Below are 25,741 nucleotides of genomic sequence, written 5' to 3'. Positions count from 1 at the left end.
AAAAATATACGGCTAATTTAACAAATGTTTTTAGAAAATACAATTAATCATTCCAAACAAAGTGGTTGGATGGAAGTTATTTGTGGCTCTATGTTTTCGGGAAAAACCGAAGAGCTGATCCGAAGATTGCGAAGAGCAGAAATGGCGGGCCAGAACGTGGAAATTTTTAAACCGAGACTGGATACACGATATTCTGACGAGGACGTTGTTTCTCATAATCAGAATAAAATACGCAGCACAGCAGTAGATAATCCCAATGAAATTCTTCTGCTGGCCTCTAACTGTGATGTAGTGGGAATAGATGAAGCTCAGTTTTTTGATGAAAGCATTGTTGATATTGCCAACCAGCTTGCCAACAGCGGCGTACGAGTGGTTGTGGCAGGTCTCGATATGGATTTCCTTGGACGTCCGTTCGGACCGATGCCCAATTTAATGGCTACTGCAGAATACGTTACTAAAGTGCATGCTATTTGCAAGAGAACGGGTAATCTGGCCAACTATTCTATGAGAACTTCCCAGGGAAATGATCTTGTGGAGCTTGGCGAAACGGAAAGTTACGAAGCAGTAAGCCGGCGTGTTTTTATTGATGAAGTACTTTTAAAAAAGAAAAAATAAATTAACTTGTAAAGGTAAAAGAGCAAAACTTTGAAATAAAAGCCTGGTTTGAACTATATTTCAAATTCCCTCCATTTACCATTATTAGCTCAAAATATAGCAGAAGGGGTACCAATGAATTATACAGTAAAACAAATTGCAGACATCACCAATGCACAGATCATTGGAGATCAGGATTTAGTGATCAGAAATATAGCGTTCGACAGCAGAATTATTTATTCAACGAAGAATACGGCATTTGTAGCAATCAATACGCATAAGAATTCCGGTGAAAAATTCATTGAAGCTGCCATAGATCGTGGTATTGGTGTGATCATTTCTGAGCATCAGCTTCCGCAGTTTGATACTATAACATGGGTCATTGTTGAAAATTCGGTGGAATTCCTTCAGAAACTGGCAAAATATCATTTCGAAAATTCTCACCTTAAGTCCATCGGAATTACAGGAAGTAATGGAAAAACCATTTTGAAGGAATGGCTTTATCAATGTCTGTGGAATGAATTCCCGACTGTAAAAAGTCCGAAGAGTTTTAATTCCCAGATCGGTCTTCCGCTTTCCTTACTTCAGATCAACAATTCCCATCAGCTTGGAATTTTTGAAGTAGGAATTTCAAAGCCACACGAGATGGAAAAACTGGAAAATATATTCCATCCCCAGATCGGGCTGCTTACCCATATCGGAACTGCTCATGCAGCCAATTTTGAATCCGAAGAAGAGCTGATCAATGAAAAGGTCATACTTTTTAAAGGTTCTGAAACCATTATCTATAATGGCGATAATACATTGGTTGACAAAAAGATAAAGGAATTATATTCTAGTAAAAAATTAATTTCCTACGGCCTTAAGAAAGGCAACCAGGTTTTCATAAAAGAAAATATTTCCAAGGATGAAAAAATTACGGTTGTTTATTTCGATGAAGAAATCTCCTTCCCTGTCCATCAAAGAGACGAAGCTACCTTAACGAACGCTCTGGCTTTGATCACCGTTTTAAAAGAATTAAATATCGATAATCAGAAAATTGTCGAAAAAATCAACGCTTTAAAGGCAGTGGAAATGCGTCTGGAAGCTATTGAAGGTATAAAAAATAATATCGTTATTAACGATTCTTTTAATCTGGATTTAGATTCCCTTAAAACTGCCCTTCAGTTCCTGAATGAATATAAAAAAACTAAAAAATCTTTGGTTTTAACGGATATTGTAGGGGTTAATTCTAATTCCAAAGAACTTTATGAAGAAGTTTCTGAACTGGTGAATGACCAGAATTTCGATTCTGTATTTCTTATCGGTGACGAAATATCAAAATTTAGTGAATTATTTAAATCTAAAACTTCTACTTTCGTTAATACTCAGGAATTAATTGACAGCAAGCATCTTACCGAAATTGAAAACCAGATTATCCTGCTTAAGGGAGCAAGAAAATTTGAGATCGAAAAGCTTAAGGATATTCTTGAACTCAGAAAGCATGATACCGTTCTAGAGATCAATCTGAATGCTATTCTTCACAATATCAACTATCACAAATCCCTCCTAAAACCGGGAACGAAAATGATGGCGATGGTAAAAGCAAATGCTTATGGGCTGGGCAGCTATGAAATTTCCGAATTTTTACAGCATCATCATATTGATTATCTGGGTGTTGCTTATGCCGATGAAGGAGTAGAGCTTCGAAAAAAAGGAATAACCACTCCTATTGTGGTCATGAATCCGGAACAGCACAGCTACGAAACCATCATTGAATATAACCTTGAGCCTGAGATTTACAGTTTCAGAGTATTGGAATTGTTTTACGATGCCGTACAGAAATCCGGTTACGACAAAAAATATCCTATTCATATCAAACTGGAGACGGGAATGCACCGCCTTGGTTTTAAAGATTTTGAGCTGGATCAGCTAAGCGAAACTTTAAGTCATAAAAATGTAAAGGTCCAGAGCTTATTCAGCCATTTATCATCTTCTGATTTGCCTGAAGAAAAACAATTTACATTCAGACAGCTTGAAGTTTTTGAAAAGAATTCCAGTTATCTGATCGAGAAACTGGGTTACACTCCTCTCAGACACATCCTGAATTCTTCCGGGATAACAAGTTATACGGAACATCAGTATGAAATGGTAAGAATTGGCATTGGAATGATTGGAGAATCACCTTGTAGTGAAATACAGAAACAGCTTCAGTCTGTGGTAAGTTTTAAAACCGTAATTTCACAGATATCAACGGTTGATACCGGTGAATCTGTTGGCTACAGCAGAAAATATAAGGCTGATCATGCAGTAAAGATCGCTACTATTCCTGTCGGCTATGCCGATGGAATCCCAAGACTGATTGGAAACCAGGTTGGAAATGTAGGCGTTAACAAAATATTGGCTCCGATTGTCGGAAACATCTGCATGGACATGATGATGATTAATGTAGATCAGATTCCCAATGTAAAAGAAGGTGATACAGTCACCGTTTTTAATGCAAAACCAAGTTTAAAAGAATTTGCAGGCTACTGCAAAACAATAACCTATGAAGTGTTAACCTCCATTTCGCCCCGGGTGAAACGGATTTATATAAAAGACTAGTTATGAGAAAACTCCTGATCCTTCTCTTCGCATTCCAACTCCTGATGATCCATTCTCAAGTGAAAAAGGATCTGGTCATACCAAAAAATCCAAGAATCGGCCTTTCGCTTGCCGGTGGTGGTGCCAAAGGTTTTTCACACGTCGGAGTACTGAAAGTACTGGATTCACTAGGAGTAAAGGTCGATTATATTTCCGGAACCAGTATGGGAGCCATTGTTGGAGGCCTATATGCCTCGGGATATTCCGGGAAAGAAATAGAAAAGATTGTAATGGACACCGATTTCTATTCTCTTATAATGGATCCTAAATCCAGACAGGAAACTTCTTTCTTTAATAAATCCGTCGATAAATACCTTTTATCCATTCCTTTAAAAAACGGGAAGATATCCCTTCCCTCCTCCATAAGCTCAGGACAGAGAAATGTTTACCTACTTAAGGAACTTTTTAAAAATGTTTCCAATATTGATGATTTTTCCAAACTGCCAATTCCTTTTATGTGTGTTGCTACCAATCTGGAAAGCGGCAATATGGAAATTTTCGAAAAAGGCGATCTTGTACAGTCAATAATGGCCAGTTCTGCCTTTCCTTCTCTCATGGATCCTGTAAAAATTGGTGACAGCATTTATATAGACGGAGCGATGACGGTAAATTATCCTTCAAAGCCATTAAAGGACAAAGGAATCGATATCGTAATCGGTGTGGACCTAAACCAGGATTTATCGAAAAGAGAAGATTTAAACAATATTATATCAATCCTTAATCAGGTTATTGATTTCGGAATTAAAAGAGATACCAGAAAACAATATAAATACACAGATATTAATATCAAGCCCAATCTGAAAGGAATGACTGCCACCAGTTATGATGAGAAGAAAAAAATTCTCGACAGTGGCTATGCGGAAGGTATGAAATACACCGCAGTGTTGGATCAGCTTCCCAAACGAGAGTTTGACCGCCTTAGAGAGCGTGTAAACCCAATCTATTCCAATGTGTATAAGATTGACAGTATTTCGCTGGATGGAGGCCGTATTTATGGTAAAAACTACGTCTTAGGTAAAATGGGCCTACGTCTGCCATCCATGCAAACCTATGGTTCTATCAACAAAAAAATCGATAAACTGGTTGCTACCAATAACTACCGTTTCATCAATTATGATATTATTCCAGAAAATGATGCCAATTATCTTAAGCTTTACGTTACAGAGGATGAAGCCCGCCATTTTTTAAAAGTTGGACTGCATTATGATGAAGTCTTCAAAACCGGTCTTCTTCTGAATTATTCAGGAAAACGTCTTCTATTTAAAAATTCAAATTTGTCCCTTGATGTTATCGTAGGCGATAAACCAAGATATTATCTAAACTATTTTATTGATAACGGATATATCCCTGGCTTCGGTATCTACTCTTCCGGAATGAGCTTTGATCTAAAGAATATTGACAATAATGTAGTGGATAAATGGGAATGGTTCAGGAATGAAGCCTTTATACAGTCTGTATGGAAGGATAAATTTGCAATCGGAGGCGGAATCAGTCATGATTATTTCGGAGCTGAAATAAATGGTGAACATGAAAGGTATATGCGTTTTTTAAATCCTTATGTTTTCCTGAAAAGTGATACCCAGAACGACAAAGACTTCCCTTCTAGAGGCATTTATATCAACGCAGAAGGTAAAGTAATTGATCTTTTGAAATCCGAGGTTGAAAAGAGAATTATACAGGTTAAAGCAGATATCAGGATTAATGTTCCAATTTCAAAGCAATTTTCCTACCGTCTTAATTTGTATGGCGGAATTACCATCGGCGATAATCTTCCGGAATTTTACCAATATAGACTTGGCGGAATTTTTGAACAGAATATGATCAATTTCAGAAGCTTCGGAGGATTTTATTTTGCTCAGCTCAATACCAATAATGTCATTCTTATTTCCAATGATCTTCAGTTCAAATTCAATAAAAACTATTTCTTAAGTGGGAATTTTAGCTTTGCCAATCTTTCGGATGATATCAATTTTGAAGATGCAGTTAAAGTAAATTATAGTTCAGTAGGACTTACTGCCGGATATAAATCTCCGTTTGGACAAATTAAGGTCAATTTTAGCCACTCACTTAAAAACAATCAAAAAGGCATATTCAGTGTTATTTTAGGACACTGGTTTTAATACAATGATACAATTCTTTTACGAAAATTTAGAGGAATCTGTAAATACAGATTATCAAAAATGGCTGGAAGATATTATTCTTTCAGAAGGAAAAAAACTAGGCGAAATCAATTATATTTTCTGCGATGATGAATATCTGCTTAAGATTAATCAGGATTATCTGCAGCATGATTATTATACCGACATCATCACTTTTGATTATGTAAAAGGGAAAACAATAAGCGGAGAGATTTTCGTATCTTTGCAGCGAATTTCAGACAATGCTTCTGCCCTATCCAGAGATTACGAAGAAGAATTAAAAAGGGTTTTGGCTCATGGCATCCTTCATCTTGCGGGATACAAGGATAAGACAGAAGAAGAAGAGAAAGAAATGCGGAGAATGGAAGATTTATACCTGGCTAAGTTTAAGGAATTAAATCCTTAATAAATTGAAGAATCACTTAAAGAATAATCCGTAAAGTGTTCAATTATAGCCACAATAAAAGCTCACCTGGAGCACATTCTCTAAAAATGTTTCACGTGAAACATTCATAGAAAACAGTAAAATTAAAGGCTTTAAATAAGCAATATAAAAATGATTTCAGATACATATGACGTAATCGTAGTAGGCGCCGGACATGCAGGTTGTGAAGCTGCAGCCGCTGCAGCGAACCTAGGTTCAAAAACCCTGCTTGTTACAATGAATATGCAGACCATCGGACAGATGAGCTGCAACCCGGCCATGGGAGGAATCGCAAAAGGACAGATCGTAAGAGAGATTGATGCTATGGGAGGATACTCCGGAATCGTAGCAGATAAATCCGCGATACAGTTTAAAATGCTGAACCTTTCAAAAGGCCCTGCGATGTGGTCTCCAAGAACGCAAAATGACAGAATGCTTTTTGCAGAAGAATGGAGATTAGCATTAGAAAACACACCCAATCTTGATTTCTTTCAGGATATGGTAAAACAGCTTATTGTAGAAAACAATAAGGTAACCGGAGTTATTACTTCTTTAGGAATTGAGATAAAAAGTAAATCTGTAGTTCTTACCAACGGAACATTCCTTAACGGATTGATTCACGTTGGAGACAAACAATTAGGCGGTGGAAGAATGGGCGAACCTAGAGCATTCGGTATTACCGAGCAATTGGTAAGCTTAGGTTTCGAAGCGGGTAGAATGAAAACAGGTACTCCTCCCCGAGTAGACGGAAGAAGCCTTGATTATTCTAAAATGGAAGAGCAGAAAGGCGATGAAAATCCTCAAAAGTTCAGCTACACAGATACTCCGAAATTAACAAAACAATTAAGCTGTCATATCGTTTACACCAACGAGACAGTACATGATATTTTACGTGAAGGTTTTGACAGAAGCCCAATGTTTAATGGTACAATTCAAAGTTTAGGCCCAAGATATTGTCCAAGTATTGAGGATAAGATCAACCGTTTTGCGGAAAGAACCAGACACCAGCTTTTCGTAGAACCGGAAGGATGGAAAACGGTTGAAATCTATGTAAATGGATTCAGCTCTTCTCTTCCGGAAGACGTACAGATCAAAGCCATGAAGCATATTCCCGGTTTTGAAAATGTAAAAGTATTCCGTCCCGGCTATGCTATTGAGTATGACTACTTCCCTCCTACCCAATTAAAGCATACATTAGAAACAAAACTAATCGACAATTTATATTTTGCGGGCCAGATCAACGGAACCACAGGATATGAAGAAGCTGCAGGACAAGGATTAATCGCTGGTATTAATGCCCACAATAAAGTACACGGAAAAGAAGATTTTATTCTGAACAGAGATGAAGCTTATATCGGAGTATTAATTGATGATTTGATCACAAAAGGAACGGAAGAACCATACAGAATGTTCACTTCCCGTGCAGAATACAGACTTTTATTAAGACAAGATAATGCTGATATCAGATTGACTGAAAAAGCTTACCATCTAGGTCTTGCTAAAGAAGACCGGTTAAGAAAAGTTGAAACAAAAGTAGCTAAGAGTCAGGAACTTGAAGAGTTCTTAAGAGAAACTTCTTTAAAGCCAGGTATTATTAATCCAATACTAGAAACTATTGAAAGTAATCCCGTAGATCAGGCTTACAGAGCATCGCAGTTTCTTACCAGACCTAATATTACACTGGAAAAGCTTGATACTATTGATGTTATTAAAGAATTTTCATCAAAATATGATGATGAAGTAAGAGAACAGGCTGAAATTAATATCAAATACAAAGGTTATATTGAAAAGGAAAAAGAAAATGTAGCGAAACTTAACCGTCTGGAAAATATAAAAATTCCGGAAGATTTTGATTATAAAAGCCTTTCCAGCCTTTCTTCAGAAGCAAAACAGAAAATGTCAAATGTAAGACCGAAAACTATTGCACAGGCAGGCAGAATCAGTGGTGTTTCTCCAGCCGATATAAACGTTTTACTGGTCTATTTAGGACGTTAAAGCAAAAATGTTTCACGTGAAACATTTATAAATTAAAAGCAAAAATTAAGGTATTTATAGCCTTTAAGTTTTCAAGCAGTAAATACCTTATTTTTAAATATCAAGTAATTAATTCAATGAGAATAAAGGATCATTTTCTTTCACAGGAAATATTTGAAATAAAAGAAACAGAAACAAAAGGGGTTTTCAAGACCTCTCCTATTCCATCCAATATTTCCAAATATTATGAAAGCGAAGATTATATTTCCCATCATCAGGATTCAGGAAGTTTTAAAGAAAAGCTTTATAAATTCTTACAGTCTTTTAATCTACAATACAAAAAAAATATCCTCGCAGACAGGATAAAAAAGGGATCTAAAGTTCTTGATTACGGTTGCGGTGCCGGAGAATTTGTAAAATATATAGAAAACGATTTTGAAACTTTCGGTTTTGAACCTGATGCCGATGCCAGAAAAGCTGCACTTAATAAAATATCCAAAGCAACGGTAATTGATAATATCAATATTATTCAGGACTACAGTTTAGATGCTATTACATTATGGCACGTTTTTGAACATGTAGAGAACCAGGATGAGATGCTTGAAATTTTTCACAGAAAACTAAAAGATAAAGGACTCCTCATTATAGCTGTTCCCAACCCTACTTCTTATGATGCAAAACATTACAAAGAATATTGGGCAGCTTATGATGTACCGAGACATATTTATCATTTCTCCAAAAATGGTATGGAAAATTTAATTTCCAAGAAACCAAACTGGAAAATGAGAAAAATCAAACCTTTGGTCCTTGACTCTTTTTACATCTCCATGCTGAGCGAAAAATACAAAAAATCACCTCTTTTTTGGCTAAAAGCAGTTATTTACGGAACGATTTCTAACGTAAAGGCTCTTTTTTCGAACGAATTTTCAAGTTTGATATACATTATCGAAAAAAGACAGAAAATCGATTTTTGAGCCATTTCTGAAGGTCAATTTTCACCAATTTCAACAAAAAAAACAAAACCTGGAGAATATTCCGGGTTTATTTTTTGATCAATATATAAGTCAAATTAAAAAGTAAATTTAAAAACTCCCCTACTCGATTCCTTTAACAATTTAGAAAATGTAAAAAAGGAGTATATCAATTTATAGCAAGCTGTAAATTTCTAAAGATTATTGATTGACCAATTTCAGGTTAGAAAAATTATCCAAATAAAAAAGCTGTTGAAAATAAAATTGAGCTAACAAATTATTTTACAAAATTTTGAATGAAGGTTAAAAATTTGATCATGTGAAAAAAAATAACCTTAAAAAATATTCGCCAATAGCATATTTTCATCAGAAAATAAATTTTATAAAAAGATGTAGATATCCACATCTTTTTAACAAAATTGGAAATTTACCACTCATTTTCGAAAACTAGCCTCAACTCACTCTTAATTTAAAAGCAAAACAAAAAAAGACCGCCATATCTGACGGTCTCCTATATATAAAAATAAAATATTATTTATTGATAGCAGCAACTCCAGGAAGTTCCAAACCTTCCAGACTTTCCAGCATCGCTCCTCCACCTGTAGAAACATAGCTCACTTTATCATCATAACCGAACTGCTTCACAAAAGCAACACTGTCACCTCCTCCCACTAAAGAGAAAGCTCCTAATTTTGTAGCTTCAGCAATGCTGTCTCCCAAAGCAACTGTCCCGCCCGCAAAATTTGACATTTCAAAAACTCCGATCGGCCCGTTCCAAAGGATTGTTCTTGAATTCAGCAATACATCATTGAACTGGTCTCTTGATTTATGACCTGCATCAAGTCCCATCCACCCTTCAGGAATTGCATAGATATCTGCTTCTTTTCTTTCCGCATCATTATTAAAAGCTTCCGCAATAATAACATCAGAAGGAAGATATACTTTAACTTTATTTTCCTTGGCTTTTCCTAAAATCTCAAGAGCTAAAGGAAGTTTATCCTCTTCTACTAATGAGTTTCCTATTTTTCCGCCTAAAGCTTTAATAAAAGTAAATGCCATACCTCCTCCAATGATCAGATTATCAATTGCCGGAAGTATATTTTCTATAATGGTAATTTTAGTTGAAACCTTAGAACCTCCAAGTATTGCAGTTACAGGCTTCTCTCCTTTTCTCAACACTTTATCAATAGCCTGAAGTTCTTTAGCCATTAATAAACCGAAAAACTTAGTTGATTCAAAATATTGAGCAATAACTGCTGTAGAAGCATGTGCTCTGTGAGCTGTCCCGAATGCATCATTTACAAATGCATCTCCAAGTTTTGAAAGCTTTTCAGCGAATCCTGCATCCCCCTTTTCCTCTTCACTATGAAAACGAAGATTTTCCAACAATAAGATCTCACCAGGCTGAAGCTCAGAAGCAGCCTTTTCAGCCTTTTCCCCGATACATTCATCCACAAACTTAACTTCCTTTCCAAGAACAGCAGAAACTTCATCTACGATATGCTTAAGAGAGAATTCATCTTTTACTTCGCCTTTAGGTCTCCCAAGATGGGTCATTAAGATTACAGAGCCCCCGTCATTAATAATTTTTTCTACTGTAGGTTTTACAGCTACGATTCTTGTATTATCTGTTACTTTTAACTGATCATCCTGCGGAACATTGAAGTCCACTCTTACCAGAGCTTTCTTGTCTTTAAAATTGAAATCATTGATTGTTTTCATAAGTATCTTTGAATTTTCGTTTCACAAATGTAAGCTTTTAAACATTTTCAAGAGAACCAATAAAACAAAACTTTTTGAAAACTTTCCCCCAACCCAATCACCCACTAATCAACAATTTTTTCTCTTTAAAAGAAAAGAATAATGTAGTTGTTGTTGAGTATTGTTAGTTTCGGGGATAAGTTTTATCAAAATAATTGGTAACAAATAATTTTTATTCAATTCATATTTAATTCACATTGTAATATCTTGTAAATCTGTCTTTTCACAGACTTATTAACAGATGTGAGTAAGTTTGCCACAAATCCATTATTAGTTATTTGATTATGGAAAAACTTTGGATTAAGTGGAGAAAACATTTTGAAAGTTGTGGTTAAAATTTTCAAATACATTTCCCATTACGAAATAAATCCATCTTTAAAAACAGAAAGTTGGAAAAAGTTTTCCACAGTTATTCACATACCTTTTCACAAATTACCATGGATTAACTAACAGACTTTGTTATTATTCTTACCTTTGTCATGAAATAAAATCTAAAAAGACTTAATACAGGTATTATGAAAAGAAAAATAGCTATTGCTGCAGACCATGCAGGCTATGAATACAAGGAGATTGTTAAGAACTATCTTTCAGAACAATTTGATGTTCAGGATTTTGGCACGTTTTCCACAGACAGTGTGGATTATCCGGACTTTGTTCACCCTGCCGCAACATCTGTTGAAAATGGTGAGAACGAATTGGGAATATTGATCTGCGGAAGCGGAAACGGAGTTCAGATCACAGCGAACAAACACCAGAAGATCAGATGCGCACTTTGCTGGATGCCGGAGATTGCAGTGCTGGCAAGACAGCATAATGATGCCAATATGATCTCAATACCGGCAAGGTTTATCTCTAAAGAATTAGCCATAGAAATTGCTGAAAAATTTCTTTCTACAGAATTTGAAGGAGGAAGACACCAGAACAGAGTAGATAAAATTGCTGTTTGCTAAAATATATAAAGGCCTGTAAATCAAATTGCAGGCCTTATTTATTTTTTATTTTGTATCTTTGCAGCAGTTAATAGAAATTACCAGTCTATTATTTCCATCCCAAACCTGATACCTAAAAGATATTTATTCACAGGTTTTTCTCCCCTCTTCTCCATATTTGTAGTAATTTTAACAGACTAAGTTCCATTGTAAATAAATTGGAAAGAAAATTGATGCTGTTGAATTAATAAGAAAATATAAAAACAGTATCCATAAAGAGGTAATAATTCCTGAAAGTGATTTTATTGAAATGTCTCTTATTATGGAGGAAAAAAGTAATAAATAGAAAGTTTTAATTCGTAATCTTATTTATTTTGAATTTAAAAACTCTGCAGTTCAGAGATTTCAAAAACGGATTATTACAATAATAACAATTAAATAATATTAAAAATGCCAAGAAAAGGTAAATATATAAGCCATAAAAACGAACAGAAACTCATAGAGATCGGAAGACTGATCCTGCGTTTCATGAATACCAATTCATCGAAGATCTATAATTATAAGCAGATTGCAGACGGAATAGAGTATAAAAATCCCCGCCAGAGAGAGCTGGTGATCCAGGCCCTTCACAAACTTCAGGGCTCTGAAAAGATCAAAGAAGTAGAAAAAGGAAAATATATCGTTAATCTGAAGATTGCAGGAACTTTGACAGGAGTTATTGATTTTAACCAATCCGGAAATGCCTATGTTAATGTAGAAGGTGTGGAAGATGATATCTTTATTCATTCCAAAAATGTGAAAGATGCATTACAGGGCGATAAAGTCCTGATCGTGACGTATCATTTCAAAGGAAAAAAACTGGAAGGTTCCGTACTGGAAGTTCTGGAAAGAGCAAGAACTGAATTTGTAGGAACATTCCAGGTGGTTGCCCATAAAGATTTTGGATTTGTGGTTTGTGATAAAAAATCCATCCATACAGATATCTTTATTCCAAGATCTAAATTCGGAGGTGCTGAAAATGGCGATAAAGTTGTGGTAAAAATGATAGAATGGAAGCCAGGTGATAAGAATCCTGAAGGAGAAATCATCCAGGTATTGGGAGCACCGGGTGAGCATGAAACTGAGATCCACTCTATTCTTGCGGAATATGGCCTTCCCTACGATTTTCCACAGGAAGTTGAGATCGATGCGGATAAAATTGACAGAAGGATTACCGATGAAGAAGCTGCAAAGCGTTGGGATATGCGTGATATCTGTACCTTCACCATTGACCCTAAGGATGCAAAAGACTTTGATGATGCGCTTTCAATAAGAAAATTGGAAAACGGAAACTGGGAGATCGGTGTGCATATTGCAGACGTTTCACATTATGTAGTTCCGGGAACTATCCTGGATGATGAGGCTTACAAAAGGGCAACTTCAGTATACCTTGTAGACCGTGTGGTTCCAATGCTTCCCGAAGTTTTGAGTAACGATGTATGTTCACTTCGTCCTAATGAAGATAAATATACATTCTCTGCAGTTTTCGAGTTGAATGATAAAGCTGAGATCAAGAAACAATGGTTTGGAAGAACAGTGATTCATTCAGATAGAAGATTTACTTACGAAGAAGCTCAGGAACGTATAGAAACAGGCCAGGGAGACCTTGCAGAGGAAATCAATACCCTTGACAGGTTAGCCAAAATCATGCGTGACGAACGTGTAAGAAACGGAGCTATTACATTTGACAGAAGTGAAGTAAGATTCAATCTGGATGAAAACAACTCGCCTATCGGGGTATACTTTAAAATAAGTAAAGATTCCAATCACCTGATCGAAGAATTCATGCTTTTAGCCAATAAAAAAGTATCTGAATTTGTATCATTGAACAGTAAAGGTGGAGTAACAAACAATACCTTTATTTACAGGGTCCACGATGATCCGAATCCTGCAAAACTGGAAGCATTGAGAGATTTTGTTTCTACTTTCGGGTACAAAATGAATCTTGACAATACCAAGAAAGTTGCAGAATCTTTAAACAAGCTTCTTTCCGATGTCAAAGGAAAAGGAGAAGAAAATATGATCGAAACGTTGGCCATGAGAAGTATGAGCAAAGCGGTATACTCTACAGAGTCTATCGGCCATTACGGTCTAGGCTTCGAATACTACAGCCACTTTACCTCTCCTATCCGACGTTATCCAGACCTTCTTGCCCACCGCCTTTTACAGCACTATCTTGACGGAGGAAAATCTCCAAGCAAGCAGGAGCTGGAAGACAAAGCAAAACACTGCAGTTCTATGGAAAGACTGGCTGCCGACGCAGAAAGAGATTCCATCAAGTTCATGCAGGTGAAGTTTATGGAAAAACATCTTGGAGAAACATTTACAGGAGTTATTTCAGGTGTTGCAGAATTCGGTTTCTGGGTTGAAATTCCTGAAAACGGAGCTGAAGGATTAATCAAATTAAGGGATCTGGTAGATGATTCATATTCTTACGACGCGAAGACTCATGCAGTGTATGGCAACAGGACCGGTAAAAAATATCAGTTAGGAGATCAGGTTCAGATCAAAGTGGTAAAAGCCAACCTTATTCAAAAACAGTTAGACTTTAAGATTGTTGATTAATTAAATCATAAAGTCTAACTTTGTATTAATGGGATGAAATTTTTTTTCATTTAAAATACTATTGAATGTTTGAACTTGTACTATCTGCTATTGTCTTAGGATTTATGCTGAGCCTGGTTTTTATAGGACCTATTTTTTTCCTTTTAATTGAGACCAGCTTCACCAGAGGGCCAAGACATGCTCTGGCACTGGATCTCGGAGTCATTACGGCAGATTTATTATGCATTGTTGCTGCATATTATGCAAGTGCGGATATTGTAACATTAATAGATAAGCATCCCGGATTTTACAGGATCACTTCCATACTTATTTTTGTATATGGGATTGTCATGATGGTCACCAGGACCAAAATGCATATGCCCGGTGAAGAAAAAATCATTGGCCAGAACTATTTTAAAACGTTTTTCAATGGTTTTTTCTTCAATCTTTTAAATGTGGGGGTTATTCTTTTCTGGCTGGTTACAGTAATCTCTGTAAGAAACCAGTACCCTGATACCAGCAGTTTTATACTGTATGTGAGTATCGTTATTGGTACCTATTTGTGTATCGACCTGGCCAAAATATTCTTAGCAAAACAATTTCACGATAAACTTACCCAGAAGCTTGCCAACCAGATCAGAAGAATCGTTGGTGGGATTCTTATTGTTTTCAGTTTCTTCATCTTTCTGCAGAGCTTTAAGAAATTTAATCAGTTCGACAGGCGTTTAGAAGAAGCTGAGAAAAAAGAAATCAAGTATCAAAAAACAGAATGAAAAAAATAATATTTCCCAAGGCCCTTAAAAAGGGTTCTAAAATAGCTGTTATTTCCCCTGCCGGAGCTGTAGATGTTTCTCAGCTCGAAAAGGGAATAGAAATGATTAAAAACAAAGGTTTTGAACCCGTTCTGGGCGAACACCTTTATACTAAATATTCAAACGGCTATAATTACGCCGGTACAGAACAGGAAAGAATTAAAGACATCAACTGGGCTTTAAATGATCAGGATATTTCAGCAATCTGGGCCTCTCGAGGAGGTTATGGCTGCCAGCATCTGGTTCAGCACTTAAAGCTGAAAAACTTTACAAATAATCCGAAATGGTATATCGGTTATTCCGATAATACTGTTATTCAAAGCTATTTATTGAAAAAAGGTTTTGCATCTATTCATGGACAAACCATTAAAACTTCCAGCTTTGGAGTTACAGATGAAAGCTATGATCTGGTTTTTGATATTTTAAAAGGGAAAAGGCCTGAATATGCTTTAAAATCACATAAGTTTAATAAGGCAGGGAATATTGAAGGAGAGCTGGTCGGAGGTAATTTAGCTTTGATCTATGCGCTTTTAGGAACCAAGTATTCTTTTGACTTCAGGGATAAGATTTTATTCATTGAAGATATAGGGGAAAATTTTTACGCTTTGGATAGAATGATCATGACCCTGGAATTAGCCGGAGTTTTCAATAAAATAAAAGGATTAATCGTTGGTGGGATGACCAATATGGGCGATGAAAAAGAAAATAAAAGCTACGAAGAAAGCTTCGATGAATTTGCCTACAAGCTAATTTCTGACAGAATTTCAAAATATAAATTCCCAACTGTTTTCGGATTTCCGAATGGACATATTAAAGATAACAGACCTTTAATCATTGGAGGGAAAGTTAATATGAAGGTCGGAGATAAGGTTAAGATTGAGTTTTAGAAAAAAGATGATTCCGGATGAAGCTTACTGAAAATTTTGAGCCCATAAAAATCACTCCGGATCTGGTGAAAAGCATGCTTTATATTCTGTTTTTAGTTAGTGTAGTCTCTTATTTTCTATTCTTTTACAAAGGACTAAAGTTTGAATATAAAGAGAAATGTCCCTGTAATGCTGAGTACACCCTTTCTCAGTATGATCAGAGAGGAAAGATTTGGGAAAGAAGGAACTATGCTTCTAAACCCGATTTTAAAACATTTAAACTCAAGAACAGAATGGGTTTTACACTTGATAAGCTTGAAAATATTGATTTTTATAAATTGAATGATACCCTGTTCAAACCCTCAGAAAAAAGTGAGTTTGATTTGTTTTCAAAACGATTTTACTGGGACTGCAAAAACAGAGAAGTGTGGATATCAACACACCATAAATTATCTTTTAAATAATGGCAACACATAATGATTTTGGTAAAATAGCGGAAGACCTTGCAGCAGAATATCTGCAGAAGAACGGCTATAAGATTGTTACCAGAAATTTCCGGTTTCAGAAAGCTGAAATCGATATTATTGCTGAAAAAGAAGGTTTAATTATCATCGTAGAAGTAAAAGCACGTTCCACAGATGCCTTTATGCTGCCTCAGGAGGCGGTAACCAAAACAAAAATCAAATCCATAGTTATTGCGGCCAATCATTATCTTGAAGAATTTAACAAAAGCAGTGAAGTAAGATTTGATATTATTTCTGTTCTTGCCGACGGAAAAGGAAATTTAGATATAGAACATATTGAAAGTGCTTTTGAAGCATTAGATGCAAATTAAAGTCACTAAATACTTTGCACACTATACAACTATACATTTTACAATACAATGAAAACAATACTCATCACCGGAGCTACTTCCGGAATAGGAAAATCTACTGCAGAGCTTTTGGCCAGACAGGGAAACAGAATTATTATCTGTGGAAGAAGAAATGAAGTTTTGGAATCTTTAAGGACTGAGCTTTCTCAATTTACCGAAATATTTAGTTTAAGTTTTGATGTAAGGAATCTTGAAGAAGTTGAAAAAGCAATAAGTTCACTGCCTGAAGAATGGAAAGCTATTGATGTTCTTATTAATAATGCAGGAAATGCACACGGTTTAGATCCTCTTTCTGCCGGAAAGACAGATGATTGGGATTCTATGATCGATGGGAATGTAAAAGGGCTTTTATATGTTTCCAAAATGATCATCCCTTCCATGAAAGACCGTAATTCAGGACATATTGTAAACATTAGTTCAGTGGCGGCAAGACAGACTTATGCCAACGGAACTGTTTACTGTGCAACTAAAAAAGCAGTTGATGTGATTTCTGAAGGAATGCGTCTGGAACTTACTGAATTCGGGATCAAAGTGACCAATATCCAGCCGGGTGCTGTGGAAACAGACTTCTCTCTCGTAAGGTTTAAAGGAGACAGTGAAAGAGCTTCTACTGTATATGCAGGATATGAAGCTTTAAAGGCGGAAGATATTGCTGATGCTATTGCTTACTGCATTAATGCTCCAAAACATGTGATGGTTTCGGATATGACCATTTATCCTAGTGCACAGAGCGAGCCGAGAACGATTTACAGAAAATAAGGTGAAAAAATATCACTTTTTATCCTCCTTTTCTCATTTACTTTTTTGGAATGGGCAAAAACTATGGAGCTGGCATAGATAGAAATAAAGCCATAAATTTGCATAAATTAAAGCAATTTCGCTTTCTGCAATTTTTAAATTAAGAAAATGAGAGTATTATACCTCGAAACCTCTTCCAAAAACTGTTCGGTAGCTATTTCAGACGATGAAAAGCTCCTATGCCTGTGCGAAGAAGTTTCTGAAAACTATAAACAATCTGAAAGCCTACATAGCTTTGTGGAGTGGGCGCTGGAAGGAGCAGGGCTTACCATGAAAGATATAGAAGCCGTTTCATTAGGTAAAGGGCCTGGTTCCTACACCGGATTAAGGATTGGGGCTGCCTCTGCAAAAGGTTTCTGCTATGGACTGAAGGTTCCCTTAATCGCAGTAAATTCTCTAGAAAGCATGATAGAGCCTTTTTTAGGCAAAAACTACGATTATATAGTGCCATTAGTCGATGCGAGGAGAATGGAGGTTTATACGGCTGCTTATGACGGCAAAACAGGAAAAGAACTTTCACCGACCGAAGCCAAAATTTTAGATGAAACCTCTTTCGGGGAATTTAAAGATAAAAGGGTGATTTTTGTAGGCGACGGTGCTAAGAAGGCCGAAGAAATTCTGAACCTTCCGGATGCAGAATTTAGGAATGATATCTACCCTTCTGCACAATACCTGATCAGAAAGACCATAGAAATGATAGATAAAAAAGAGTTTGAAGATATTGCCTACTTTGAACCGTTCTATCTCAAAGATTTCCATGGGGTGAAGAAAAAGAAATCTTCAGATTCTGTATGACTATAAAAAAATAAGCAGTTACATAAAAAAGCGAAGAGTAATTCTTCGCTTTTTATTTATTTGGGCATTTCCGGAATACCATCAGGATTTTTTTCTTTATCCTTATCTCTATCCTTTTTCAGTTTCTGTTTAGGCTTTTTGGGCTCTGTATCTGCGTCCTGTACAACCTGCTGAAGCTGGCTGTTTTTATCATTTCCGGCTGGATTCTGAGGAATACCATTATTCATATTCTGTACAGGTTGTGCCGGCATTTGTGGCTGCTGTGGAAGAGAATTTCCTTTATTATCCGTTGCCTGGAAAGAAAGCTCACTTTTCAGATAATTTAGCATTTCTTTCGCTTTTATGCCTTCCGGAGTTTTAGAATAGTTCAGTGCGATCTGTTCAAGCTGCAGAATCATTACCTCTTTTCCGCTCATTTTCCCGGTGTTGAATGCATTCAATAGGTGGAATTTCGGAACAAGGGCATCTTTGGGATACTTCTGTATCGTCTGATCTATGATGTCACGGCTTTCCCCGAACTTTTCAGCTTCATAAAGAGCGTAAGCCTTTTTGTATTCATTTTCAACATCTGCTGATGATTTCACAAATGAATTATTCTTAGGGTTTCTTGCAAATTCAGCATAAGAAGTATAAGGATAATCGGTCAAAAGAATCTGTTTTGCTCTTTCAGAGACCTGAGGATTCTTTTGGTAATTCATTGCAAAGATTTCATAAAGAGCCTGAAGCATTACTTTTTCCTCAGGTTTTACATCTACGAGATCATATAATGTCTTTGTTGCCAAAGGGGTATTCGTAAAATAATTCTGATACATGACGCCCAAACCTAATGAAGCGGTGTCTCTGTCTTTCTTTAACTGGCTCAGTTTTTCCTGATCAGTAGGAATCTGCTCAATATAGTAAGTCGGCTCAAAACGTCTTGGATTAGGTGCCGAAGTCACGCCAAGAGCTTCATTTTTCATATCTTCAATAGTCGCCATCTTTTTAGAATAACGCCAGTTATCAGCTAATGCCCTGTCTCCCCAGATCTGCTTAAAGGAAGATGATCCTTTGCTTATTGTTCCTGTATTGCTGAAATAAAAACCTTTGGTGGTAACCCCAAAATCTTCAAAAGAATTGGTGTTATTGGCAAAAATTGAATTAGCGCTATAATCCCCCGAATCAAAACCTTTGCTTCTTTCTGCACGTCTTCTCTCCTGTTCTTCTTTTTCTTCCTTAACTTTCAGTTTGGCGATATACTTCGAGAAAAAATCTGTTTTCTGAGCATCATTCATCTTCGCTAAAGAAAGAATACTGTCGTTTTTCTTGATCAGATAATAGTTTTTAGAGATCTTCTTAATATATTCAGACTGGTCTTTTAAAAGGACCTTAGAAGGCTCGTAAGTCATTACCGTAAGGGCAGAATCATAATAAGTTCCGGCGCCGATATAATCATTTTTTTCCAGGTAGCTCTTCCCTATTTCATAATACGTAAGACCTCTTACCTGTGGATCTGAGACCTTTTCAAAAAGAGATTTTTTAAAGAATTCCTGAGCTTCGTCTTTCTTTCCGGCTTTGTTGGCCATTAAACCTAAAGCATAGTAAAATTCATTCTTTCTGGAGCCGTAAGTTCCTTTCTTACTGATCCCTTCCAGATAGTTTTTGGCTCCGTTATAATCCCCTTTTCCATTGAAGGTTTTAGCAATGGCAATTTGGGATTTTACTTCAAACTCAAAATCATTGGCATATTTATAAGCCTGGGTAAAGCTTTCACGGGCTTTATCATTTTGTCCCAGGTTTTCAGAAACCTGTCCTCTCAGATAGGCTATCCTGCTTTTCAGTTTTCTGTCAGAATTCAGTTCAAAAGCCCTGTCCAGTTCGGCTCCGGCTTCCTCCAGCTTTCCTGCGTCCAAAAGAGCCTCAGAATGATAAATGCTCAGCAGTTTAGCATAGCTTTTATTAATATCCTCACCCTGTAGTTTGGCAAAAGTTTCGTTGGCTTTATGATAATCTTTGATCTGCGCATAGGCTACACCCTGGTAGATTCTCGCGAGAGGAAGCCTTTTATCATCCTTCATGTGGGTGAAAACATAGTTCAGGGCATCCAGGGCCTGTACAGCCTTGTTCTGGTAGATTCTGGACTGTACAAGAATCATGTAAGCGTCAAAAATCTTTTTATTCTTTTCTTCACCGTTTCTGATAACAGAATATTTGTTGATGGCTTTCTGAGCCTTTGCTTCAGCAATTTCTAACGTAGTTGCTCCCTTGTTCTGGAGCTCATCAGGCATTCCGGGAGTTGTATTTCCCTGTGCATCGGGCATTCCGGATGGCATCCCCGGAGCTCCTCTTTCAGAAGAAGGTCTGTTTACTTCAGCCATTTTCATGGAATTTTCAGCGAAGGCGGCAGATTGGCCCAGATCACTTCCCAAAGGCTGATCTTCAATAGTAAGAATAGGAATATAAGGCGCATAAAAATTGTCCTTGTGTCCCTTGTCTCTGCTCGTGAATTCGCTGTTTAACGCATCTTTTGCATTAAAAAGGGTATTGTAATATGTGTTGAATCCTTTCATGAATTTTGATCGCTGTTCCGGCTTTTTGGTCTTGGTAGCACAGGAAGCAACGATGCACATGATTAAAAGGAATAATATATTCTTTTTCATTATTCAATATAACTCTCTTATCTGCTTTTTATTATGAGCAGCTGATGATTTTGTAAAAATAACAAAATTTTGTAATGAATAATATTTATATTTCTTTCAAAATTTTATAAACCAAATGAGTAGGAAGTCCCATGATCGTATAAAAGCTTCCATTCATCCTGTTGATCTTGGCCATGCCCAGCCATTCCTGGATGCCATAGCTGCCTGCTTTGTCGAAAGGTTTGAAATTTTGAACGTAATATTCTATTTCATCATCGGTAATTTCATCAAATTCTACATCCGCAACATCAGTTTCAGTCCATGTTTTATTAACGGATTTTATGGTAATTCCCGTATAAACCTGATGAGTTTTTCCAGAAAGCAACCGCAGCATATGCTTTGCTTCATTCCCGTCTTTCGGTTTTCCAAGGACCTTATTATCTATTGCAACTACAGTATCAGCAGTTAACAGTACTTCATCATCAGACAGTTTTCTGAATGCTGCTGCCTTTAATTCAGACAGATAAGCTGCTGCCTCTCCTATTTTGATATCCTTGGGAAGAATTTCTTCACAATCTATTTTTACAACTTCGAAATCGAAGCCTAAGCTTGAAAGCAGTTCTTTTCTTCTTGGTGACTGGGATGCTAAAAGTAATTTCATAAGTTTTTATACAGATTGCGTATTATCATCATGCCAGTTCCCCTGAACCTTCATGACCTGCTCTATTACATCACGTACTGCCCCGCTTCCTCCTTTTTTGGCAGAAATATAATCAGATATTCCCTTTACTTCAGGAACGGCATTTTCAGGACAGGCTGAAATAGCAGAATTTTCCATAATGTGAATATCAGGAAGATCATCTCCCATTGTCAGGATCTCCTCATTTTTAAGATTGTATTTCTTTTTAAAATCTTCAAAGTCAACCATTTTATCGTGTGACTTTGGATAATAGTCCTCTATTCCAAGATAATTGATCCTGTGCTTTACCATTTCATCATTTCCGCCAGTGATTACACCGATTAAATAATTGTTTTTTAGTGCTTTAACTACTGCATAACCATCCAGAACATTCATTACCCTGCACATATTTCCACCGGGCATCAGATAAACACTTCCATCTGTAAAAACTCCGTCTACATCAAATACAAATGCCTTAATATCTTTTAATTTCTCTTTATAGCTCATACATTTTTTGAATAGAATGATTCATTGTTTTATAAATTTCAAGACTTTCGTCTTTTAATAACCGTTCATGTAATTCCAGTATCCTCACATCATTTCTTACGGCTGGGCCGGTTTGGGCGGCTTTAGGCTCGATCTCATGAATTTTCTGTACTGTTTCATCAATCAAAGGCAGAAAATAATTAAATGGAATTTCCTGCGAATCTGAAATCTCCTTTGCCTTTGCGAAAAGATGATTGACAAAATTGCAGGCAAAAACTGCGGTAAGGTGGATATATTTTCTTTTCTCGTGGCTGCTTTCCATCACATTTTCTGAGATTTTGGAAGCAATTTCAAAAAGAAGCTGTTTATCCTGTTCATTTTCAGCTTCAATAAATAACGGAATCTTCTCATAATCCAGTTCTTTTGATTTTGAAAATGTCTGCAAAGGATAAAAACTCGCTTTTCGGTACGCGCCTTTCAGAATTTCTTTGGGAAGAGATCCCGAAGTATGGGCAACCAGACAGTCTTTTTTGGTGATAAGCTGAGAAACATTTTCAACGGAGTTATCGCTTACACAGATGATATACAGGTCTGCATCTTGAAGTTGCTCCGTAGAATAAGGAACATTCAATTCCCCGGAAATCTTCTTTAATTCTTCGTCGTTCCTTCCAAAAACTTGCATTAATGGAATATTTTTCAGGCTAAACGCCTTTGCCATGTGATAAGCCACATTTCCGGAACCTATAATTACAGTTTGCATCTAACAAAGATAAGATTTTAAAGGAAGACGGAGGCAGAGCTCCCTGAAGTTTATGGTGGAATATCTCTGTTCCTATTATGTAAGGCACATGAAGTAATGATCTGATATTATTTTAAATATTTGGACCGAAAATTGAATAAGTAATTTAACTTTCGGCTATTTTTGTAATCCAAAACAGTGAAAGCATCTTATGAAGATTAAGGACGCGGAAATTATTTCGTTGATGCAGAATCCACGGACCCAGGAAAAAGGAGTCCGTGCCTTGATGGATGCTTATCAAAGCAGATTGTACTGGCATATCAGAAGAATTATTGTGGATGGAGATCTTGCTCAGGATACGCTACAGGAGACTTTTATTAAAGCTTACCAGAATTTTCACCAGTTCAAAAATGACAGTCAGCTGTATACCTGGCTTTACAGGATTGCTACCAACGAAGCATTACAGCAGGTCAACAAGTTGAAAAAAATGCAGAAAACGGATGAAGATCCTGAGTATTATATGCAGAACCTGGTGGCCGACAATACGGAAGGAGATGCGGAAGAAATACAGCTGCTGCTCCAGAACGCCATACAAAGCCTGCCCGAAAAGCAGAAACTGGTATTTATGATGCGGTATTATGATGATTTACCCTATGAAGAGATTTCTAAAATTGTAGATATGTCTGTGGGGACTTTAAAGACGAATTATCATTATGCCAAACAGAAAATAGAAGAGTATATTAAAGAAAATTACGAGAGATAATTTTTTGAACAAACAAAGATGAAAGAGTTCGACATAGAAAAACTAGAACGTAAGAATATTTACAAAATTCCGGATCATTTATTTGAAAATATCCAGGATAATGTAATGAACGAAGTGAAAGCGAATAAAAAAGCACCGGTTTTCAAATTAAACTGGATGTATGCTGCTGCGGCATCGCTTGCTTTAATATTCGGAGCAACGTATGTTTTTAATTCTGACAATGATACGGCGGCAGATGTGGCGAATTCAAAAACATTAGCAGTCAACATTCAGGAACCAAAAACAGAAAGCGAACGGGCTTATGAAACTTTGGAAGCAGATTTAACTTCTGTTGAAAATAATAATCAAACAGTTAGTAGTCAGGGAACTAAAGCTATTTCATACACTCCTAAAAAGGATGTTGAAAGCGCAACAGCTTCGCAGCCTGTAAAAGCTGCCACTAAAAAAGAAGAAATTAAAATGAATGAATATCTGGATTCTTTTTCCAATTCCGAAATATCAGAACTGGCAAGCAATTCGACTCAGGACGTTTATTTAGATTTATATAATTAAGAAAGATGAAAAAGATATTATTTACACTTTTTATTATTTATGGTTTTGGCCTGAATGCACAAAATGCACAGACTACAGATTATGACTGGAAAAAAATGGACCCTAAACAACGAAAAGAGGTAATAAACAATCTTTCTCCTGAAGAGAGAAAAGAACTTCTTAAAAAGTTTAGGAATAATATGGTGGTAGAAAATCTCGAAATTGATGCCAGCGATAAAACAGAATTTACTCAGCTTTATAATGAGTATTTAGATAACCAGAAGCAGATAAAAAGCCAGTTTAACCCTGACTTCAACCCTGAAACATTATCTGACGATGAAGCCAAAGCAAAGCTTCAGCAGAGTTTCGAAGTAGGACAGAAACTGCTTGATAACAGAAAGAAATATGCTGACAAGATGCAGCAGGTGATTCCTTGCCAGAAAGTATTGAAGCTGTTCCAGTCTGAAGGAATGATGAGAGATAAAATGAATGAGAGAAAACCTCACAGCGGACGCAATAATAGTATGGCAAAGCCCAAACAAAACCCATAATAGTTTATTTTTTTAATGTTGGACGGCTCTTACAGACAATTGTTTGTGAGAGCCGTTTAGTTTTAAAAGATGTATAAAATGATTTAATTTCAATACATAGTGAGCTAATTCTTATTTTTGTGAAGTAAGTTCAATTAAATTCAAAGTTTTTGTTTAAAACAGATCCCAGGTTCGTAAAATTATCAGTATGAAAAAAATATTTTTCTTTCTATTATTTTCCGGCTTATTTTTCGCGCAGAAAACGGAAGTAATTGACCTGTCAAAGTCTATAAAAGACAGTAAAAATACGTACAAAAGCTTCAGTGTAATTGATCAGCGACCCAATAAAGAAATTGGAAGCATATTATTTCATAAAAATCAAGTGAATATTGTTTTTGAAAATGACCCGAGTAAAGACATTTCAGATTGGTTTTATAAATACAATACGGCTAGAGGAAATGATGAATTAGTACTTTTATTGGAAAATATAGTTATTTCTGAAGATATAAAAGAAAAATATTCTATCGGAAAGCTTGAATTACGGGCGAGTACTTTTAAAAAGAAAGATGACGGTTATCATTTTGTTAACAGAATAGATACCGTTACAACAATTTCATCACGAAATACACCTTATTTATCACAAAGTTTAGCAAAGAAAATTACATTGTCTTTAGCAGATTTGCTGAAAGATTCTTACAGTAAAACTACTTGGGAATTTGGTATTTCGGAAAATGATCTTGCCAGCTATAATTCTATTTTGATGGATAAGCTTGATATTTTAAAATCAGATACATTAAAAGAAGGGGTTTATAAAGATTCCTACAGTTTTTTTACCCACAATCCAGAACCAGGTTATACGATTGAAACCAACAGCAAAGGTGTTGCAACAAAAGCAGCGAAGGGCGATGATAAAAAGCCAATCAGAAATTTTTATGCATTTGTTCATAACGGAGTTCCATATAAAATAATTCCGGTGGGTTATGTTGAAATTTTCAGAGATGAAATGGGACTTTTCATTGAAGTTAAGAAAGAAGAGCTTTTTCCTGAATCTAATTCTACGATGATAATGTTAGGCGGCGGTATAGGTGGTTTGATAGGAAGTATAGTAGCCAATGCAGCTATTGTAGCGATTGATGCCAATGCAGCGAAAAAAAGAAAAGCAATGGCGGGAACGGAAGTCTCACTTGATCCTTTGACCGGCAATTATATATTGCCTGAAAATTTTGGTAAATCTAAATAATACATAGAGAGGCGACT

At 36.2% G+C, this 25,741-nt stretch carries 23 protein-coding genes; 18 read left to right on the top strand and 5 right to left on the bottom strand.

Going from position 1 to position 25,741, the window contains the following annotated elements:
* The first annotated feature begins 24 nt into the window (after window positions 1-24).
* The 6 genes from LC418_RS01790 (at window position 25) to LC418_RS01765 (ending at window position 8,726) form a co-directional block, all read left to right on the top strand.
* Window positions 25-615 carry a thymidine kinase gene (locus LC418_RS01790; RefSeq protein WP_223557889.1) on the top strand — a complete coding sequence of 197 codons (591 nt, stop codon included), beginning with the start codon at window positions 25-27 and terminating at the stop codon, window positions 613-615.
* A gap of 114 nt (window positions 616-729) precedes the next feature.
* Window positions 730-3,177, top strand: coding sequence for a bifunctional UDP-N-acetylmuramoyl-tripeptide:D-alanyl-D-alanine ligase/alanine racemase (locus tag LC418_RS01785; RefSeq protein ID WP_223557888.1), 2,448 nt, complete (start codon window positions 730-732; stop codon window positions 3,175-3,177).
* Window positions 3,178-3,179: 2 nt separating this feature from the next.
* Complete coding sequence (locus LC418_RS01780; protein WP_223557887.1) at window positions 3,180-5,336, top strand: patatin-like phospholipase family protein; 2,157 nt, start codon at window positions 3,180-3,182, stop codon at window positions 5,334-5,336.
* Between the two features lie 4 nt (window positions 5,337-5,340).
* Entirely contained in the window at window positions 5,341-5,760 is a 420-nt protein-coding gene (gene ybeY / locus LC418_RS01775) for an rRNA maturation RNase YbeY (protein ID WP_111953957.1), read from the top strand.
* Between the two features lie 150 nt (window positions 5,761-5,910).
* On the top strand, window positions 5,911-7,773 hold the full coding sequence (gene mnmG, locus LC418_RS01770) for a tRNA uridine-5-carboxymethylaminomethyl(34) synthesis enzyme MnmG (RefSeq protein ID WP_223557886.1): 1,863 nt from the start codon (window positions 5,911-5,913) through the stop codon (window positions 7,771-7,773).
* A gap of 116 nt (window positions 7,774-7,889) precedes the next feature.
* Entirely contained in the window at window positions 7,890-8,726 is an 837-nt protein-coding gene (locus LC418_RS01765) for a class I SAM-dependent methyltransferase (protein ID WP_223557885.1), read from the top strand.
* A gap of 528 nt (window positions 8,727-9,254) precedes the next feature.
* Here LC418_RS01765 and LC418_RS01760 read toward each other — a convergent pair.
* Window positions 9,255-10,445 (bottom strand): phosphoglycerate kinase, encoded by a 1,191-nt coding sequence (locus LC418_RS01760; protein ID WP_111953951.1) that lies wholly within the window; start codon window positions 10,443-10,445, stop codon window positions 9,255-9,257.
* A gap of 554 nt (window positions 10,446-10,999) precedes the next feature.
* On the opposite strand from LC418_RS01760, the gene rpiB reads away from it, so the two are divergent.
* The 8 genes from rpiB to tsaB all read left to right on the top strand — a co-directional run bounded on the left by rpiB (window position 11,000) and on the right by tsaB (window position 18,141).
* On the top strand, window positions 11,000-11,434 hold the full coding sequence (gene rpiB / locus LC418_RS01755; protein WP_111953949.1) for a ribose 5-phosphate isomerase B: 435 nt from the start codon (window positions 11,000-11,002) through the stop codon (window positions 11,432-11,434).
* 429 nt (window positions 11,435-11,863) lie between these two features.
* The gene (gene rnr, locus LC418_RS01750) at window positions 11,864-14,017 is read left to right on the top strand and encodes a ribonuclease R (RefSeq protein ID WP_223557884.1); all 2,154 of its coding nucleotides are present in this window, start codon (window positions 11,864-11,866) and stop codon (window positions 14,015-14,017) included.
* Between the two features lie 65 nt (window positions 14,018-14,082).
* Window positions 14,083-14,769 (top strand): LysE family translocator, encoded by a 687-nt coding sequence (locus LC418_RS01745; protein ID WP_111953945.1) that lies wholly within the window; start codon window positions 14,083-14,085, stop codon window positions 14,767-14,769.
* Complete coding sequence (locus LC418_RS01740; RefSeq protein ID WP_223557883.1) at window positions 14,766-15,695, top strand: S66 peptidase family protein; 930 nt, start codon at window positions 14,766-14,768, stop codon at window positions 15,693-15,695. Before LC418_RS01745 ends, LC418_RS01740 begins: the two co-directional genes overlap by 4 nt.
* Window positions 15,696-15,712: 17 nt before the next feature.
* Window positions 15,713-16,138, top strand: coding sequence for a hypothetical protein (locus tag LC418_RS01735; RefSeq protein ID WP_223557882.1), 426 nt, complete (start codon window positions 15,713-15,715; stop codon window positions 16,136-16,138).
* Window positions 16,138-16,509: a YraN family protein gene (locus LC418_RS01730; RefSeq protein WP_223557881.1), complete on the top strand. Its 372-nt coding sequence runs from the start codon at window positions 16,138-16,140 to the stop codon at window positions 16,507-16,509. The genes LC418_RS01735 and LC418_RS01730 overlap by 1 nt, the downstream gene beginning before the upstream one ends.
* 48 nt (window positions 16,510-16,557) lie before the next feature.
* Window positions 16,558-17,307 carry an SDR family NAD(P)-dependent oxidoreductase gene (locus LC418_RS01725; RefSeq protein WP_223557880.1) on the top strand — a complete coding sequence of 250 codons (750 nt, stop codon included), beginning with the start codon at window positions 16,558-16,560 and terminating at the stop codon, window positions 17,305-17,307.
* A 147-nt stretch (window positions 17,308-17,454) separates the two neighbouring features.
* Window positions 17,455-18,141, top strand: coding sequence for a tRNA (adenosine(37)-N6)-threonylcarbamoyltransferase complex dimerization subunit type 1 TsaB (tsaB, locus tag LC418_RS01720; RefSeq protein ID WP_223557879.1), 687 nt, complete (start codon window positions 17,455-17,457; stop codon window positions 18,139-18,141).
* A 56-nt stretch (window positions 18,142-18,197) separates the two neighbouring features.
* On the opposite strand, the gene porW is transcribed toward tsaB, so the two are convergent.
* The 4 genes from porW to LC418_RS01700 all read right to left on the bottom strand — a co-directional run bounded on the left by porW (window position 18,198) and on the right by LC418_RS01700 (window position 22,681).
* On the bottom strand, window positions 18,198-20,777 hold the full coding sequence (porW, locus tag LC418_RS01715; protein WP_223557878.1) for a type IX secretion system periplasmic lipoprotein PorW/SprE: 2,580 nt from the start codon (window positions 20,775-20,777) through the stop codon (window positions 18,198-18,200).
* 85 nt (window positions 20,778-20,862) lie between these two features.
* The gene (locus LC418_RS01710) at window positions 20,863-21,417 is read right to left on the bottom strand and encodes a Maf family protein (protein ID WP_111953933.1); all 555 of its coding nucleotides are present in this window, start codon (window positions 21,415-21,417) and stop codon (window positions 20,863-20,865) included.
* Between the two features lie 6 nt (window positions 21,418-21,423).
* Window positions 21,424-21,942 (bottom strand): KdsC family phosphatase, encoded by a 519-nt coding sequence (locus tag LC418_RS01705; protein WP_111953931.1) that lies wholly within the window; start codon window positions 21,940-21,942, stop codon window positions 21,424-21,426.
* Window positions 21,932-22,681, bottom strand: a complete 750-nt coding sequence (locus tag LC418_RS01700; RefSeq protein WP_223557877.1) for a Rossmann-like and DUF2520 domain-containing protein — start codon at window positions 22,679-22,681, stop codon at window positions 21,932-21,934. The genes LC418_RS01705 and LC418_RS01700 overlap by 11 nt, the downstream gene beginning before the upstream one ends.
* Before the next feature lie 190 nt (window positions 22,682-22,871).
* Here LC418_RS01700 and LC418_RS01695 point away from each other — a divergent pair, with 190 nt between their 5' ends.
* From LC418_RS01695 to LC418_RS01680, 4 genes are all read left to right on the top strand, one after another.
* Window positions 22,872-23,423, top strand: a complete 552-nt coding sequence (locus LC418_RS01695; RefSeq protein WP_034701130.1) for an RNA polymerase sigma factor — start codon at window positions 22,872-22,874, stop codon at window positions 23,421-23,423.
* An 18-nt stretch (window positions 23,424-23,441) separates the two neighbouring features.
* A complete protein-coding gene (locus tag LC418_RS01690) occupies window positions 23,442-23,975 on the top strand; it encodes a hypothetical protein (protein WP_223557876.1) in 534 nt (177 codons plus the stop codon).
* Between the two features lie 5 nt (window positions 23,976-23,980).
* A complete protein-coding gene (locus tag LC418_RS01685; protein WP_223557875.1) occupies window positions 23,981-24,505 on the top strand; it encodes a hypothetical protein in 525 nt (174 codons plus the stop codon).
* Window positions 24,506-24,692: 187 nt separating this feature from the next.
* The gene (locus LC418_RS01680; RefSeq protein ID WP_223557874.1) at window positions 24,693-25,724 is read left to right on the top strand and encodes a hypothetical protein; all 1,032 of its coding nucleotides are present in this window, start codon (window positions 24,693-24,695) and stop codon (window positions 25,722-25,724) included.
* Window positions 25,725-25,741: the final 17 nt, after the last annotated feature.

It is taken from the genome of Chryseobacterium lathyri (assembly GCF_019970085.1).
In the GTDB taxonomy this organism is placed as follows: Bacteria; Bacteroidota; Bacteroidia; order Flavobacteriales; family Weeksellaceae; genus Chryseobacterium; species Chryseobacterium lathyri.
The sequence above is the reverse complement of the archived record's forward strand: the minus strand, read 5'-3'. Positions and strand labels throughout refer to the sequence as shown.